We start from the raw sequence: 14144 nt of genomic DNA, 5'->3' as shown, positions 1-14144 counted from the left end.
CCCAGGCAACGCACCGTTTCCGTGCCGGCCTGCAAGCAGGCCTTGCTGCCGCGCACGACTGCGTCACCCCGGGGCTTCTTGTACACTCGCGGCATTAGTCCCTCCTGTACAGTCTGGTGAACCCATGATCGAGGTAACCGAGGTTTCCATCGCTGCCCTGCGCGAAGCGCTGGTGGCTGGCCGCACCACTGCGGTTGAACTGGTCGAAGCCTATCTGGCGCGTATCGCAGCCTACGATGGCCAAGGCACTGCAACGGCGCTCAACGCCGTGGTGGTGCGCAATCCTGAAGCACTCAACGAAGCCGCCGCCTCCGATGCCCGCCGCGCCCGTGGCGAGTCGCTCGGGCCACTCGACGGCATCCCTTACACGGCCAAGGACAGCTATTTGGTCAAGGGCCTGACCGCCGCCTCCGGCAGCCCGGCATTCGAGCATCTGGTGGCGCAACGTGACGCCTTCACCGTCGAGCGCCTGCGCGCCGCCGGCGCCATCTGCCTGGGCAAGACCAACATGCCGCCGATGGCCAATGGCGGCATGCAGCGCGGCGTCTATGGCCGTGCCGAAAGCCCGTACAACGCCGCCTATCTCACCGCACCGTTTGCCTCTGGTTCATCCAACGGGGCGGGCACCGCCACGGCGGCCAGTTTCAGCGCCTTCGGCCTGGCCGAGGAAACCTGGTCGAGCGGGCGCGGGCCTGCTTCGAACAATGGCCTGTGCGCCTACACGCCTTCACGTGGGGTGATTTCGGTGCGTGGCAACTGGCCGCTGACGCCGACCATGGACGTGGTGGTGCCTTATGCACGGAGCATGGCCGACCTGCTGGAGGTGCTCGATGTCGTGGTGGCCGATGACGCCAATCCACGCGGCGACCTGTGGCGCCTGCAACCCTGGGTCGACATTCCACCCGCCAGCCGTATCCGTCCGCCCTCCTACCCGGCGCTGGCCGCAGGCGCCGAGGCCTTGGCTGGCAAGCGTTTCGGCGTGCCGCGCATGTACATCAATGCCGACGAACTGGCCGGCACTGCCGACAAGCCCGGTATTGGCGGCCCGACCGGCCAGCGCATCCATACCCGGGCCAGCGTCATCGCACTCTGGCAGGCGGCGCGCCAGGCGCTGGAAGCTGCCGGCGCCGAGGTCATCGAGGTCGACTTCCCGCTGGTGTCCAACTGCGAAGGCGACCGCCCCGGCGCGCCCACCGTGTACAACCGCGGCATCGTCAGCCCGGCGTTCCTGCATGACGAGCTGTGGGAGCTGTCGGGCTGGGCCTTCGATGATTTCCTGCAAGCCAACGGCGACCCGGCGCTCAACCGCCTGGCCGACGTCGACGGCGCGCTGATCTTCCCCCACGAGCCCGGCACCCTGCCCAATCGCGAAGACGATCTCGCCGCGGGCATGGACGAATACGTCAACATGGCCAAACGTGGGCTCAAGCGTTGGGACCAGATCGAGTCGTTGGAAGCCGGCCTGCGCGGCCTGGAGCAGACCCGCAAGCAAGACCTGGAAGACTGGATGCAGGGGCTTGGCCTGGACGCCGTGCTGTTCCCCACCGTGGCCGATGTCGGCCCGGCCGACGCCGACGTCAATCCGGCCTCGGCCGATATCGCCTGGAGCAACGGCGTGTGGGTGGCCAACGGCAACCTGGCGATCCGCCACCTTGGCGTGCCGACGGTAACGGTGCCGATGGGAGTGATGGCCGACATCGGCATGCCGGTGGGGCTGACCTTCGCTGGCAAGGCCTACGATGACTCGGCGCTGCTGCGCTATGCGTGCGCCTTCGAAGCCACTGGCCAACGCCGGCAGATTCCGCCACGCACCCCGCCGCTGACCCCGCGTTGAATGTTGTGCCGGGCAGCGCTATGGTCCAGAGCTGCCCTTTACATGGAATTTGTCGATGACGCTGCACATCAATACCCCCCTGCTCGAATCCCGCCCCCTTTCGCAGGCCACAGGCCGGCGTATCTGGCTCAAACTCGATGCGCTGCAACCGAGCGGCTCGTTCAAGCTGCGTGGTGTCGGCCACGCCTGTGAAAGCCATTTCGCCCGCGGTGCGCGGCGCTTCGTGTCGTCGTCCGGCGGCAACGCCGGGCTGGCGGTGGCCTACGCCGGGCGCCAGCTCGGCCTGCCGGTGACCGTGGTGGTGCCGGAAACCACCAGCGCCCATGCCAAGACCTTGCTGGCACTGGAAGATGCCGAGGTGATCGTGCACGGCAGCAGTTGGCATGAAGCCAACGCCCTGGCGCTGACGCTGGTCGGTGAAGACGCAGCGTTCATTCATCCCTTCGACGATCCGTTGCTGTGGACCGGCCACGCCAGCCTGGTCGACGAAGTCGCCAAAGCCGGCGTGGTGCCGGACGCGGTAGTGCTGGCGGTCGGCGGCGGGGGCTTGCTCAGCGGTGTGGTGGAGGGTCTGCAGCGCAATGGCTGGGAGCATGTGCCGGTGCTGGCGGTGGAGACCGAAGGGGCTGCCTCGTTCAATGCCTCGTTGCAGATCGACACGTTGGTCGAGCTGAAGCAGATCGAGTCGATCGCCACGTCCCTGGGCGCCAAGCGCGTGGCCGAGCAAGCGCTCGTGTGCGCTCGTCAGCATCCGGTGAGCAGCCATCTGGTCACTGACCTGCAAGCGGTGCGCGCCTGCGAGCGCTTCCTGCACGATCACCGCGTGCTGGTCGAGCCGGCCTGCGGCGCTGCGCTGGCGCTGGCCTACGATGGCCAACGCCTGGGCGAGGCGCAGAACGTGCTAGTGGTGGTCTGTGGCGGCGCCACCGCGACCTCGGAGCAGATCGTCGCCTGGCGCGAAGCGCTCACCCCGGCGTGACCGGCATCGCTCAAGGGGTCAGCGGTAACAGCATGTGCGTGGTCTGCCACAGCGGATCAGGCTCGATGTCGACGATGGCAAAACCCTGACGCTGCCAGAACTCGATGGCCCCCGGCAGGAACGGATGGGTGTGCAGATACAGACACTGCACGCCCATCCGCTGTGCCTGTTCGCGCAAGGCCGCGAACAGCGCCGCCGCCAGCCCGCCGCGACGGTATTGCGCCAGCACGAACAGCCGCACCACCTCCACCACCTTCAACCCTCGGTAATCGAGCTGGGCGAAGCGGTGGTCGTAGGGGACGTAACCGATTACCGCCACCAACGCGCCGTCGGCCCGCGCGGTGAGAAAATGCCCCTGTCCGTGCAGATACACTCCAGCGAAATCGAGCAGATCGGTCGGCATCGGTGAACGGGCAAGCTTGGGAAACATGTCCTTGCGTGCGCAGTTGACGAACTCGACGATGTCCTCGATGTGTTCGGCGCAGGCTTCATGCAGGGTCCAGGGCGTCATTGGCAGTCCAGGTCGGCAGCAGGCAATCGGTGGTTCTAACCCAGCCTGGCGCAGCAGGGCAAGCACAGCGCCGCGCCAAGTGCCTGTCGCTTGAGTACACTGGCGGCTCGTTTCCCAGCAAGGTTGTCGTCAATGCCGCGTTATTGCTCGATGCTCCTGGCCGTAGCGCTGGTCGCCCTTTGCGGTTGCGACCCGCAGACAAGCGAGCCGCACACCATCCGCCAGGAAAAGATTCTCGCCCAACTGCCGCTGGAAGACGCTTACGCCCACAACATCGAGCGCATGGCGCAGTTGTTGGCGCCACGCTTTGCTGGCGTGCCGCAGGCTGAAATCGATCAGGTACTGCGCAAGCACCTGACCGTCGAGGATCAACGCCAGGACCTGTTGCGTCTGTACAGCGAAGAGAACTTCAGCGATGCCGAATTCGAGCTGGTGATCGCTGCTACGGCTGATCCGGCCAAGGCGCGGGCGCTGGAGCAGAGCCTCGAAGGTCGGCAGTTGAGCGAGAAACTCACCCGCCTGATGCGCGCCAGCGCCAACGACCCTGCGGCCAAGCAACGTGCCGCGCAGCGCATGCAGGCGGTCGAGGACGAACTGCGCGAACGCCAGCAGCAACCCCCGGCGCCGTAGGTCGCCTGGTCTGATTCACAGCACCCGGGACAGCAACTCGACCAGATCGGCCGGCCAGACGATATCGTCGGTCTGGCGCAGTTGCTCGACCGACCACCAGCGATGGGCCGCCATCACCTCCAGCTCCAGATCGCTCCAGTTGACCTTCGACACCAGCACATCGGCCACCCGCACCACGAAGTACTGCTCGAACGCGGTGACCTGCTCGCCGCAGGGCAAAGTCATGACGAAGCGCCGCTGATCGATGGCATTGCCGACATCCTGCACCTGGATACCGGTTTCTTCCCACAGTTCGCGGCGCGCGGCCTCGGCGAAGGTTTCCCCGACCTCGACACCGCCCCCAGGGGTGGCCCAGCACGAGCTGCCGGCCAGGGCGCCATGGTGATGGACGAAGTGAAACAGCAGCACCCGCTGTTGCGGGTCGATGACCAGCAAACGGGCCGAGGGGCGTTGGCGCATGGCGGTGTCCTTCAGTGAGCGATGGCCGTGCAGTATAAGACTCGATAGCGGCGCAGGCAGTTCAGGCGTTCGCGCAGCGATCGAGGGATCGTTCTGCCATCGGCGGTGGTCAACTGCCTGCCTGCTCGTCGTCAACGGAGACTTCCATGCCCCGTCTGGGCTTTGCCTGCATGTACCGCCACCCGCACCGCGATCATTCGGCCAAAGAGCTGGAAGTCATCGAGCGCGCCTACAACCCGCGTACCACCACCTTGCGCTGGGTGTCTTCGGCCAGCGTCGAGGCCGCCCAGGAAAAACTCCTGAGCCTGGTGCAGCACAACCTCGAGGCACAGGTGCAGTTGCTCGACTATGTCGCCAGCTTGCCGGCACCGCTGCACATGCTGCGCCTGAGCAGCGACCTGCTGCCGCTGTACAGCCACTCGCAGGGCGCGCCGTTCTATCAGCACGGCGAGATGCGCCAGTTGCTCGAGCGCGGCTTCGCCGCCATCGGCCAGCGTGCGCGCGAGGCGGACATTCGCCTGTCGTTTCATCCAGGGCAGTTCTGCGTGCTCGGCTCGGATCGCCCTGAGGTGGTCGAAGCGAGCCTGGCCGAATTCGAATACCACGCCGACATGATCCGCCTGATGGGTTACGGCCAGCGTTTTCAGGACTTCAAGTGCAACGTGCACATCGCCGGGCGTCTCGGCGCTGCCGGGGTGCGCGCGATCTGGCCGCGGCTGTCGCAGGTGGCGCGCAACGTCATCACCTTCGAGAACGACGAAAAGACCTACGGCCTGGACGATTGCCTGGCGATCGCCGACCTCGCCCCGGTGGTGCTGGACATCCACCATATCTGGATCCACGAGAACCACTACATCGCCCGCCACGACCCGCGCGTCCAGCAGGTCATCGACAGCTGGCGCGGCGTGCGCCCGGTGCTGCATTACTCCCAACCCCCGGAAAGCTTGCAGGCGCTGGGTTTCGACGCCGGGCACAAGCTGGAAATCGAGCGCTTGCTCGAGGTGGTGAACAAACGTGATCTGTACGGTCATAGCCAGACCATGTGGAACGACTGGACCAACCGCTATGCCCTGCAGTTCTTCGATGCCTTCGATGTGATGTTCGAGGCCAAGCACAAGAACGTGGCGACCCTGGACTTCTACCAACGTTACCTGCGCCAGCCGGGGTTCTGAACCGTATCTGGCTGCTATGGTTTTCCCTTTTTCCTACGTCCTAATAAGGCTTTTCCCATGCTGCGTACTCCCCGCTTCGTACTTCCTCTGCTGCTCGCCGGCGCTTTGGCTGCCTGCGGCGGCAACGACCGCGATAAGCAGATCGACACCCAGTTCCCGCTGCAGAAACACTACCAGACCACCATCGACAGCATCGTGCCGCCGTTCGCCGCTGCGCACCCCAAGGTCTCCGAAGACAAGATCCAGTCGGTGGTGCGTGAACACTTCACCTTCGAGGAATACCGCACCGACATGCACAAGCTGTACGGCAAGGAGCACTTCAACGACGCCGAATTCGAGCAGATCGCGGGCTACATGAAAGATCCGGCCAAGGCCCAGCAGCTGGGTCAGACCCCCGACACCAAGGCCCTGGGCGAGAAGCTCAACGGCTACATGATGGAAACCGCCCGCGACGAAAACCTGCGCAAACAGGCCACCGAGCGTGTGCAGGCGATCAATGAAGAACTGGACAAGATCGAGAAGAAGTAAGGCAGTGCTGGGCGGTGCCGCGGCGGCTGAATCGATCAGCTACCGCCGCACCGGCTGCTGCCAAGGTCAGCCGCGGACCGATGGGCAAGGCGCTCTAGACAGCTGAGGTCCAGACCGCCAGCTCGTAGCCATCGGGGTCGCGAAAGTGAAAACGTCGCCCACCCGGAAAGGTGAACGTGGCGCGGCAGACCTCTCCCCCCGCGGCTTCGACACGTTGCTGAGTCGCTTCCAGGTCATCGGCGTACAAGATCACCAGTGGCCCACCGGGCCTTACCTCTTCACCCGTGGTGAACCCGCCGTGCAGGCGACCGTCGCTGAACTCACTGTAGGTCGGACCGTAGTCGGTGAAACTCCAGCCGAACGCGGCGTCGTAGAACGCCTTGCTGCGGGCGATATCGCTGACGTTGAATTCGATGTTGTCGATCTGCCGATCCTGCCCTTGCACACCCATTGTTATGTCCTTGGTGGATTGAGAGGCGCTGATTGCAGCACACCTCTGCCACCCGCCGCCAGTCGATCAGCCCTGGCTGTCCCTACACGCCATGGCGATTACGCGGTATCGCCAGCCCGAGGTGCTCGCGCAGGGTGCTGCCTTGATACTCGCGGCGGTACACCCCAAGCGCTTGCAACAGCGGTATCACTTCCTGGGTGAAGCGGCGGAACTGCTCGGGGTGGCCAATGTAGATGTTGAAGCCATCCAGCGCCCGCGCCTCGAACCAGTCGGCCATCTTGGTGGCGACCGTCTCGGCCGACCCGACGAAAGCGCCTGGGCGCAATTGGCGGCCGAACTCCACCGCCTGGCGCAAGGTGAAGTTGCGCTCACGGGCCTGCTCGGCGATGCGCCGGGCATTGGTGAAGAAGCTGCTGCGGGCGTATTCCAGGCTTTGCTGCGGGAACGGCGCATCGAGGTCGTACTGGCTGAAGTCGTGCCAGCCGAAGTTGCGCCCGAACTCCTTGAGCGCCAGCTCGAAGCTGTGGTCGACCTGGTGGTAATGCCGCTCGATCTCGCGGGCGTGCTCGTCGGTGTCGCCCACGTAGATTTCCGCGCCCGGCAGCACGAGCAGTTGCTCCGGGTCGCGCCCCAGGCGCGCGGCGCGTGCCTTGACGTCGCGGTAGAAGGCCTGGCCCTGCTCGATGCTGGCGGCATGGGTGAAGATCACATCGGCGGTCGCGGCCCCCAGTTCGCGGCCTTGCTCGGAGTCGCCGGCCTGGAAGATCACCGGCTGGCCCTGCGGCGAGCGCTCGATGTTCAGCGGGCCGACCACCTGGAAATGCTCGCCACGGTGGTGCAAGGCATGCAGCCTGGCAGGGTCGAGGAACTGTCCAGTCTCGCGATTGCGCGGCAGCGCCTGTTCTTCATACGACTGCCACAGCCCCTGAACCACCTCGACGTGTTCCTTGGCCCGCGCGTAGCGGGTGTCGTAATCATAGTGCTCATCGCGCCCGTAATTGCCGGCGGTGCCGGCATCGCCGCTGGTGACCACGTTCCAGCCTGCGCGGCCCTTGCTGATCAGGTCCAGCGAAGCCAGGCGGCGGGCGACGTTGTAGGGCGCGTTGTACGAGGTGGTCAGGGTGCCGACCAGGCCCAGTCGCTGGGTGCTGACCGCCAGCGCCGAGAGCAGCGTCAGCGGCTCCAGGCGACTCAGGTAATGCGAGGGCGAGCCCTCGGTGATGAACTGGCTGTCGACGATGAAGATCAGGTCGAACAGCGCCGCTTCAGCCTGGCGGGCGATGTCGATATACCAGTCGATATCGACGCTGGCATTGGCCGGCAACTGCGGGTCCAGCCACAGGTTGTGCCGCCCGGGACCGCCGCTGCCCATGGTCAGGGCGCCGAGTTTGATCTGCCTTTTGCTCATGGCGCGCGTACTCCCTGGGCCGTGGTGGGTTGCAGCGCTGCGGCGAACGATTCGTCGAACAGGCTGGCGGCGGGATACGCCTTGATCAGGCCAAGTCCTGCGAAGAAATCGACGGTTTTCTGCGCATCGACGATTGCCTGCGGGCTCAGTGGCCCCAGATCGGTGCGGGCACGGGCGAACCAGATTCGGGCGATGTCGCGGTCGGCGCGGGTACGCTTGGCCCAGGCGTCGGCATAGGCCTCAGTGTGGCCAGGATCGGAGACCGTCCATTCCCGGGCTTTTGTCAGCCGCTGGAGAAAATCGCTGATCTGCGCGCGCTTTGTATCCACTGCCTTGGCGTTGGCGACCACAAAACTCTGCGCCGGAATCAACCCCTCGGCGGTGGCCAGCACCCGAGCGCCCTGGCGCTCCTGCTGGGTGACGTAGGGTTCCCAGGTGGCGATGACATCGACCGAGCCGCCATCGAGCGCATGGGAAGCATCCAGGGCGCTGAGGTAGCGCAGCTCCAGCGCATCGCGCGGTACGCCGGCCTTGTCCAGCGCGGTGAACAGTAGTTGCTGGCTCCAGGAGCCCTTCCACACCGCAGCGCGCTTGCCGCGCAGGTCTTGCAGGCTATGGATGTCGGAATCCTTGCGCGCCAGAATCGCCACGCCGCCGAGGTCTTGCCGGCTCACGGCAATCACCTTGATCGGCGCGCCCAGGGCACCGAGGAACAGCGGTGGCGCGTCGCCAAGCAGGCCGACGTCCAAGCTGCCGACGTTCAGCGCCTCGGCCACTGGCGAGCCTGCAGTGAACTGTTTCCATTCGAGGGTATAGGGCAGATCATCGAGCACGCCGGCCGCTTCCATCACCGCACGGGTATTGAAGCTCTGGTCACCGACGACCAGGGTTTGCGCGGCAGCGGTGACGCTGAGGGTGGTGGCGAGCACGGTGACAGCCAGTTTGCCGGCCAGGTGTTTGAGGTAACGCACGGGGATCTCCAGATGCCCATTGGGCAAGTCGGGCCGATCCGCGCGTGCGGTCTCGAGCGCAGCCCCGCTGCGGGCCTCGACGAGGCGGCGTGCAACCGGGCGTGGTGTCTGTAACTACCGGGGTTTCTTATAAGTTAAAGCACCTAAAAAATATTGTGAAATTCCGTGTAAGCATAAGCTCATGTTCTAACCGCTATCGATTGATGCTTATTAAGCATATTAGCTTAGTACTATTTTGCATTTTGAGAATATTGAACCGCTTGCTAGGGTGGCCCTGAACTGTCTTCAAGAGCCTGCCCATGAGTACCCATCGTCACCCCGAACGCCTGCGCCGGTTCATTACCGGCTTCGCCGAGCTGCTTGACCAGCAAGCCGATGAAGCGGCCATTCTCGACCAAGGCCAGCGCTTGCTCGGCGAGCTGGTCGCCCATGATGACTGGCTGCCGGATGACCTGGCCCAGCCTGACCCTGAGCGTTACCAGCAGTTTCTGCTGCATTGCGATTCGCGCCAGCGCTTCTCGGTGGTGAGTTTCGTCTGGGGGCCGGGCCAGCGCACACCGATTCACGACCACCGTGTCTGGGGGCTGATCGGCATGTTGCGCGGCGCCGAACACGCTCAAGGCTTCAGCCGCGACGCGCACGGTGCGCTGCACCCTGAGGGCAGTGCCGTGCTGCTGCAGCCGGGCCAGGTCGAGGCGGTGTCGCCGCGCATTGGCGACGTGCATCAGGTCAGCAATGCCTTCGCTGATCGCGTGTCGATCAGCATCCATGTCTATGGCGGCAACATCGGCGCAGTCAGACGCGCCGTTTTCGCCGCCGACGGCAGTGAGAAGCCGTTCATCTCCGGTTATTCCAATGCCCACCTGCCCAATATCTGGGACCTGTCCAAAGAGAGCGCTGCCCCATGACTGCCACTGCCCACCGCAGCTTCCACGACATCCGCCAGGCGCTGTTGGCCGGTGAAGAGCTCGCGTTGATCGATGTCCGTGAAGAGGACCCGTTCGCTCAGGAACACCCGCTGTTCGCCGCTAACATCCCCTTGTCGAAACTGGAACTCGAGGTCTATGCGCGGGTGCCGCGGCGTGACACCGCGATTACCGTCTACGACGATGGTGAAGGCCTGGCGTCGATCGCTGCCGAGCGTTTGCAAACACTCGGCTACGTGGATGTCGCGTTGCTCGAAGGTGGCCTTGCCGGCTGGCGCGAGGCCGGTGGCGAGCTGTTTCGCGACGTCAACGTGCCCAGCAAAGCCTTTGGCGAGCTGGTCGAAAGCCAGCGCCACACCCCGTCACTGGCCGCTGAACAGGTCAAGCAGTTGCTCGATGCCAAGGCCGATGTGGTGGTGCTCGACGCCCGGCGTTTCGACGAATACCAGACCATGAGCATTCCTGGCGGCATCAGCGTGCCGGGTGCCGAGCTGGTGCTGCGGGTCGCAGAGCTGGCGCCCGACCCGCGCACCCAGGTGATCGTCAACTGCGCCGGGCGTACGCGCAGCATCATCGGCACGCAATCGCTGATCAACGCCGGCATCGCCAACCCGGTGGCGGCGCTGCGCAACGGCACCATCGGCTGGACCCTGGCCGGACAGAGCCTGGCCCATGGCCAGGCGCAGCAGTTCAGTGAGGTCAGCGCCGCGACCCGCAGCACCGCCGCGGCCCGCGCCCGGCAGGTGGCCGACCGCGCCGGGGTGCTGCGTGTGCAGCGTGAAGCACTGACGCAATGGCAGGCCGACCCGCGCCGCACCACCTACGTGTTCGATGTGCGCACCCCCGAGGAATACGCCGCCGGTCACTGGCCGCACAGCCGTAGCGTGCCAGGCGGCCAGCTGGTGCAGGAAACCGACCACGTCGCCAGCGTGCGTGGTGCGCGCATCGTGCTGATCGACGACGACGGTGTACGCGCCAACATGAGCGCGTCGTGGCTGGCCCAGATGGGCTGGCAGGTGGCGGTGCTCGACGGCCTTGGCGCCGATGACTTCAGCCAGACCGGCGACTGGCAGCCGCCACTGCCGGCGCAGCCCCAGGTGGACACTATCGACCCCGCACAGCTCGCGCAGTGGCTGCAACAGCCAGGCACCGTGCTGCTCGATTTCACCACCAGCGCCAACTACGTCAAACGCCATATCCCCGGCGCGCACTGGGTGATCCGCGCACAACTGGCGCAGGCGCTCGAGCGCCTGCCGGTGGCCGAGCGCTACGTGTTGACCTGCGGCAGCAGCGCGCTGGCGCGCTTGGCCAGCGGCGACCTCCAAGCCCTGACGCGCACCCCGGTGTACGTGCTGCAAGGCGGCACCGCGGCGTGGATCGCCGAACAGCGCCCGTTGGACAGTGGCGAGCGGCAGTTGGCTGTGCCGCGCAGCGACCGCTACCGACGTCCCTACGAGGGCACTGACAATGCCCACGCGGCGATGCAGGGGTATCTGGACTGGGAGTTCGGCCTGATCGAGCAGTTGCGCCGCGACGGTACTCATGGCTTCCGTGTGCTCGGCGCCGACGCAGCCTTGGCTCTGTCTGAAAAGCCCTGATACTTGGTGATCCTGCGTTAAAAACAGCCTCGGAATGCTCATTTACAACCAGTAAAGTCGAGCGCGACTCCGACCGCTTCCTCGGCTGTTTTCGCGGGGCCGCCATCGGCCTTGTCTCCCCGGCGTCTCAGAACTTTTCAGACAGAGCCTAGGGCCGCGACAAGCGCGCATTTCTTCGCGAACCCCACCCCTGGCATTCGGTCACAGCCCTACCCCGTCCACGGACCGACTGCCCATGCCTACCGCCTACGGCTCCAAGCCCTACCAGCGCGCCACGCGCCTGACGTTCTTCACCCTCGGCTTGACCATGGCCGCCTGGGCGCCGCTGGTGGCCTATGCCAAGCAGCGCTTGCAACTGGGCGACGGCGCCTTTGGCAGTGTGTTGCTGTGCATCGGCATTGGTTCGCTGCTGAGCATGCCGTTCGCCGGGCGCCTGGCGCGTGCACTGGGCCTGCGCCGGGTGATGCAGCTGGCCGGATTGTGCTTCAGCGCCACGCTGGTACTGCTGGCGTTGCTCGATTCGCCCGTGGCGTTCGGCGTCGCGCTACTGGTGTTCGGAGCGTGCCTGGGGGTCGGCGATATTTGCATGAACCTGCAAGCAGCCATCGTCGAGAAAGCCGCCGAACGGCCCTTGATGTCGGGTTTCCATGGTCTGTTCAGCGTCGGTGCATTTGCTGGCGCTGCTGGCGTGACCCTGTTGCTGCGCCAGGGTGCCACGCCGTTGCAGGCGGCCAGCGCGGCGGCGCTGGTGGCGGTGACGCTGCTGGGCTTGGCCTACCGCTATCAATTGCGTGATCTGCAAGTGCTGGACGATGCGGCATTCAGGTGGCCGCGTGGCGTGGTAGCGGTCATTGCCTTGCTGGCGTTCATCTGCCTGCTGGCAGAAGGTGCGATGCTCGACTGGAGCGCGCTGTACCTGCATGACGCCCACCAGGTCAGCCTGGCCTCTGCGGGCATCGCCTACAGTCTGTTCACCCTGAGCATGGCTGCCGCCCGACTGCTGGGCGATCGCCTGGCCCGCCATCTGGGTGACCTGCGTCTGCTGCGCGGCGGTGGCCTGCTGGCGCTGCTGGGTCTGCTGCTGGCGCAATGTTCGCCCTTGGGCGGCGCACTGCTGGGCTTTGCCCTGGCAGGACTGGGCCTGGCCAACGCCGTGCCGGTGCTGTTTCGCGCAGCGCTCAGCCAACAGCGCATGGCCGCCGCCAGCAGCCTGAGTGCGGTGGCGACCCTGGGTTATCTGGGGGTTCTGCTCGGACCGGGCTTCATCGGCCACCTGGCCGAAGTCACCTCGCTGCACAGCGCCTTCTGGGCCTTGGCTGCGGGGCTGCTGGTGCTGTGCCTGCTCAGCCGCAGCGCGCTCGCGGGCGGGCGCGGCTGAATCGCTGCCGGCTACTGCGCCGGGGCCATCGAGGCGCTCGGTTTATCGTCCAGATCACCCGTGTAGTTACGGGTTTCCGGCATGCCTAGCCAGAGCAGGCAGAACGCCGCTGCGGCAATCGCTGCCAAGGTCAGGAACGCCGCATTGTAGCCTTCACTCTGCACCACCAATCCGGCGAGCCCCGGACTCAGCGCGGCGCCAAGGCCGAATGCGGTGGACAAGGCGCCGAGGCTGACGTTGAAGCGGCCGGTGCCTTGAGTGAGGTCCTTGACCACCACTGGGAACATCGCACCGATCACCCCGGCGCCGATGCCGTCGAGCAGTTGCACCCCCACCAGCCAGAACGGGTTGTCCGATAACACGTACAGCGCGCCGCGCAGCGGCAGAATCACAAAGCCCACCAGCAGTAACGGCTTGCGCCCCCAGACATCAGCCTTCAGGCCCACCAGCATCGCCACCGGCACCATCACCAACTGCGCTGCAACGATGCAGGCCGAGGTCAGCGGGGTTGCCAGATGCAGGTTGACCTGCGACAGCTTCTGACTCACCAGCGGCAGCATCGCCGCATTGGCCAGGTGAAACAGCGCACAACACACCGCGAAGATCAGCAGCGGCCGGTTGCCGAGCAGCACGCGCAGGCCCGAGGCCTGGGCATGATCGCCCGCACCTGGGGTGAAACCGCGGGCAACGTCGTGGTCGATGGCTTCACTGCGCACCAGGCTGACCGCAACGATACTGCCGACGGTCATCGCGGCCATCAGGTAGAACACCACTACCGGGCCGTACAGCCAGGCGAGGCCTCCGGCGAGCAATGCCGAGAAGGCATTGCCGGCATGATTGAAGGTTTCGTTGCGCCCGGTGCGGCGGGTGAACGCCTTGGGCCCGGTGATGCCCAGCGAAATCGCGGCAATCGCCGGGGCGAACACCGAGCCTGCCACGGCGCTGACGGTTTGCGTCACCGCCACCCACGTGAAGGAAGTCAGCCACGGCAACAGCAGGCAACTGCCAGTGACCAGCAAGGCGGCGATCACCACCACGGCGCGCTTGGCCTTGGTGCGGTCGATCAACGCGCCGGCAGGCGTCTGAGTCAGCAGCGCGGTGATGCCGGCCAGGCTCATTACCAAACCAATGCTGGCCGGTTCCCATTTGTGCACCGCCAACAGGTAGATGGCCAAATACGGGCCGAGACCGTCGCGCACGTCGGCCAGAAAGAAGTTGAGCCAATCGAGGGAACGCTGATCGCGCTGCTGCATGATGGGTGGGCATCCAGGGGTGATTTTCAGGATAGACCCGGGGTCC

At 65.4% G+C, this 14144-nt stretch carries 14 protein-coding genes; 8 read left to right on the top strand and 6 right to left on the bottom strand.

What is annotated here, in order from left to right:
* Positions 1-124 precede the first annotated feature (124 nt).
* Both LK03_RS17045 and LK03_RS17040 read left to right on the top strand, forming a co-directional pair.
* Positions 125-1834, top strand: coding sequence for an amidase (locus LK03_RS17045; RefSeq protein WP_038413580.1), 1710 nt, complete (start codon positions 125-127; stop codon positions 1832-1834).
* 55 nt (positions 1835-1889) lie between these two features.
* On the top strand, positions 1890-2813 hold the full coding sequence (locus LK03_RS17040; protein ID WP_038413579.1) for a pyridoxal-phosphate dependent enzyme: 924 nt from the start codon (positions 1890-1892) through the stop codon (positions 2811-2813).
* A 10-nt stretch (positions 2814-2823) separates the two neighbouring features.
* Here the strand turns inward: LK03_RS17040 and LK03_RS17035 are convergent, their stop codons facing one another.
* A complete protein-coding gene (locus LK03_RS17035; protein WP_038413577.1) occupies positions 2824-3324 on the bottom strand; it encodes a GNAT family N-acetyltransferase in 501 nt (166 codons plus the stop codon).
* 132 nt (positions 3325-3456) lie between these two features.
* Between LK03_RS17035 and LK03_RS17030 the strand changes: the two genes are divergently transcribed.
* Positions 3457-3954: a hypothetical protein gene (locus tag LK03_RS17030; RefSeq protein WP_038413576.1), complete on the top strand. Its 498-nt coding sequence runs from the start codon at positions 3457-3459 to the stop codon at positions 3952-3954.
* Positions 3955-3969: 15 nt separating this feature from the next.
* On the opposite strand, the gene LK03_RS17025 is transcribed toward LK03_RS17030, so the two are convergent.
* A complete protein-coding gene (locus tag LK03_RS17025; RefSeq protein WP_038413575.1) occupies positions 3970-4413 on the bottom strand; it encodes an NUDIX hydrolase in 444 nt (147 codons plus the stop codon).
* A 146-nt stretch (positions 4414-4559) separates the two neighbouring features.
* On the opposite strand from LK03_RS17025, the gene LK03_RS17020 reads away from it, so the two are divergent.
* A complete protein-coding gene (locus LK03_RS17020; RefSeq protein ID WP_038413574.1) occupies positions 4560-5585 on the top strand; it encodes a UV damage endonuclease UvsE in 1026 nt (341 codons plus the stop codon).
* A 57-nt stretch (positions 5586-5642) separates the two neighbouring features.
* Positions 5643-6113, top strand: a complete 471-nt coding sequence (locus tag LK03_RS17015) for a hypothetical protein (RefSeq protein WP_038413573.1) — start codon at positions 5643-5645, stop codon at positions 6111-6113.
* Positions 6114-6207: 94 nt separating this feature from the next.
* Here the strand turns inward: LK03_RS17015 and LK03_RS17010 are convergent, their stop codons facing one another.
* The 3 genes from LK03_RS17010 to LK03_RS17000 form a co-directional block, all read right to left on the bottom strand.
* The gene (locus LK03_RS17010) at positions 6208-6564 is read right to left on the bottom strand and encodes a VOC family protein (protein WP_038413572.1); all 357 of its coding nucleotides are present in this window, start codon (positions 6562-6564) and stop codon (positions 6208-6210) included.
* 82 nt (positions 6565-6646) lie between these two features.
* Positions 6647-7972, bottom strand: a complete 1326-nt coding sequence (locus LK03_RS17005; RefSeq protein WP_038413571.1) for an LLM class flavin-dependent oxidoreductase — start codon at positions 7970-7972, stop codon at positions 6647-6649.
* A complete protein-coding gene (locus tag LK03_RS17000) occupies positions 7969-8943 on the bottom strand; it encodes an ABC transporter substrate-binding protein (protein ID WP_038413569.1) in 975 nt (324 codons plus the stop codon). The genes LK03_RS17005 and LK03_RS17000 overlap by 4 nt, the downstream gene beginning before the upstream one ends.
* A gap of 299 nt (positions 8944-9242) precedes the next feature.
* On the opposite strand from LK03_RS17000, the gene LK03_RS16995 reads away from it, so the two are divergent.
* From LK03_RS16995 to LK03_RS16985, 3 genes are all read left to right on the top strand, one after another.
* Positions 9243-9851, top strand: coding sequence for a cysteine dioxygenase (locus LK03_RS16995; RefSeq protein ID WP_038413568.1), 609 nt, complete (start codon positions 9243-9245; stop codon positions 9849-9851).
* On the top strand, positions 9848-11467 hold the full coding sequence (locus tag LK03_RS16990; protein ID WP_049870538.1) for a rhodanese-related sulfurtransferase: 1620 nt from the start codon (positions 9848-9850) through the stop codon (positions 11465-11467). The genes LK03_RS16995 and LK03_RS16990 overlap by 4 nt, the downstream gene beginning before the upstream one ends.
* Before the next feature lie 235 nt (positions 11468-11702).
* Positions 11703-12845 (top strand): MFS transporter, encoded by a 1143-nt coding sequence (locus tag LK03_RS16985; protein ID WP_038413567.1) that lies wholly within the window; start codon positions 11703-11705, stop codon positions 12843-12845.
* 11 nt (positions 12846-12856) lie between these two features.
* Here LK03_RS16985 and LK03_RS16980 read toward each other — a convergent pair whose 3' ends face one another.
* On the bottom strand, positions 12857-14098 hold the full coding sequence (locus tag LK03_RS16980) for an MFS transporter (RefSeq protein WP_049870537.1): 1242 nt from the start codon (positions 14096-14098) through the stop codon (positions 12857-12859).
* Positions 14099-14144 lie beyond the last annotated feature (46 nt).

It is taken from the genome of Pseudomonas cremoricolorata (assembly GCF_000759535.1).
GTDB lineage: Bacteria > Pseudomonadota > Gammaproteobacteria > Pseudomonadales > Pseudomonadaceae > Aquipseudomonas > Aquipseudomonas cremoricolorata_A.
This window is presented reverse-complemented; position numbering and strand designations above follow the sequence as displayed.

Excerpts from the sequence above, each read along its gene's own strand:
- LK03_RS17045 (WP_038413580.1), top strand. The coding sequence starts at position 125 with ATGATCGAGGTAACCGAGGTTTCCATCGCTGCCCTGCGCGAAGCGCTG.
- LK03_RS17040 (WP_038413579.1), top strand. The coding sequence starts at position 1,890 with ATGACGCTGCACATCAATACCCCCCTGCTCGAATCCCGCCCCCTTTCG.
- LK03_RS17035 (WP_038413577.1), bottom strand. The coding sequence starts at position 3,324 with ATGACGCCCTGGACCCTGCATGAAGCCTGCGCCGAACACATCGAGGAC.
- LK03_RS17030 (WP_038413576.1), top strand. The coding sequence starts at position 3,457 with ATGCCGCGTTATTGCTCGATGCTCCTGGCCGTAGCGCTGGTCGCCCTT.
- LK03_RS17025 (WP_038413575.1), bottom strand. The coding sequence starts at position 4,413 with ATGCGCCAACGCCCCTCGGCCCGTTTGCTGGTCATCGACCCGCAACAG.
- LK03_RS17020 (WP_038413574.1), top strand. The coding sequence starts at position 4,560 with ATGCCCCGTCTGGGCTTTGCCTGCATGTACCGCCACCCGCACCGCGAT.
- LK03_RS17015 (WP_038413573.1), top strand. The coding sequence starts at position 5,643 with ATGCTGCGTACTCCCCGCTTCGTACTTCCTCTGCTGCTCGCCGGCGCT.
- LK03_RS17010 (WP_038413572.1), bottom strand. The coding sequence starts at position 6,564 with ATGGGTGTGCAAGGGCAGGATCGGCAGATCGACAACATCGAATTCAAC.
- LK03_RS17005 (WP_038413571.1), bottom strand. The coding sequence starts at position 7,972 with ATGAGCAAAAGGCAGATCAAACTCGGCGCCCTGACCATGGGCAGCGGC.
- LK03_RS16995 (WP_038413568.1), top strand. The coding sequence starts at position 9,243 with ATGAGTACCCATCGTCACCCCGAACGCCTGCGCCGGTTCATTACCGGC.
- LK03_RS16990 (WP_049870538.1), top strand. The coding sequence starts at position 9,848 with ATGACTGCCACTGCCCACCGCAGCTTCCACGACATCCGCCAGGCGCTG.
- LK03_RS16985 (WP_038413567.1), top strand. The coding sequence starts at position 11,703 with ATGCCTACCGCCTACGGCTCCAAGCCCTACCAGCGCGCCACGCGCCTG.
- LK03_RS16980 (WP_049870537.1), bottom strand. The coding sequence starts at position 14,098 with ATGCAGCAGCGCGATCAGCGTTCCCTCGATTGGCTCAACTTCTTTCTG.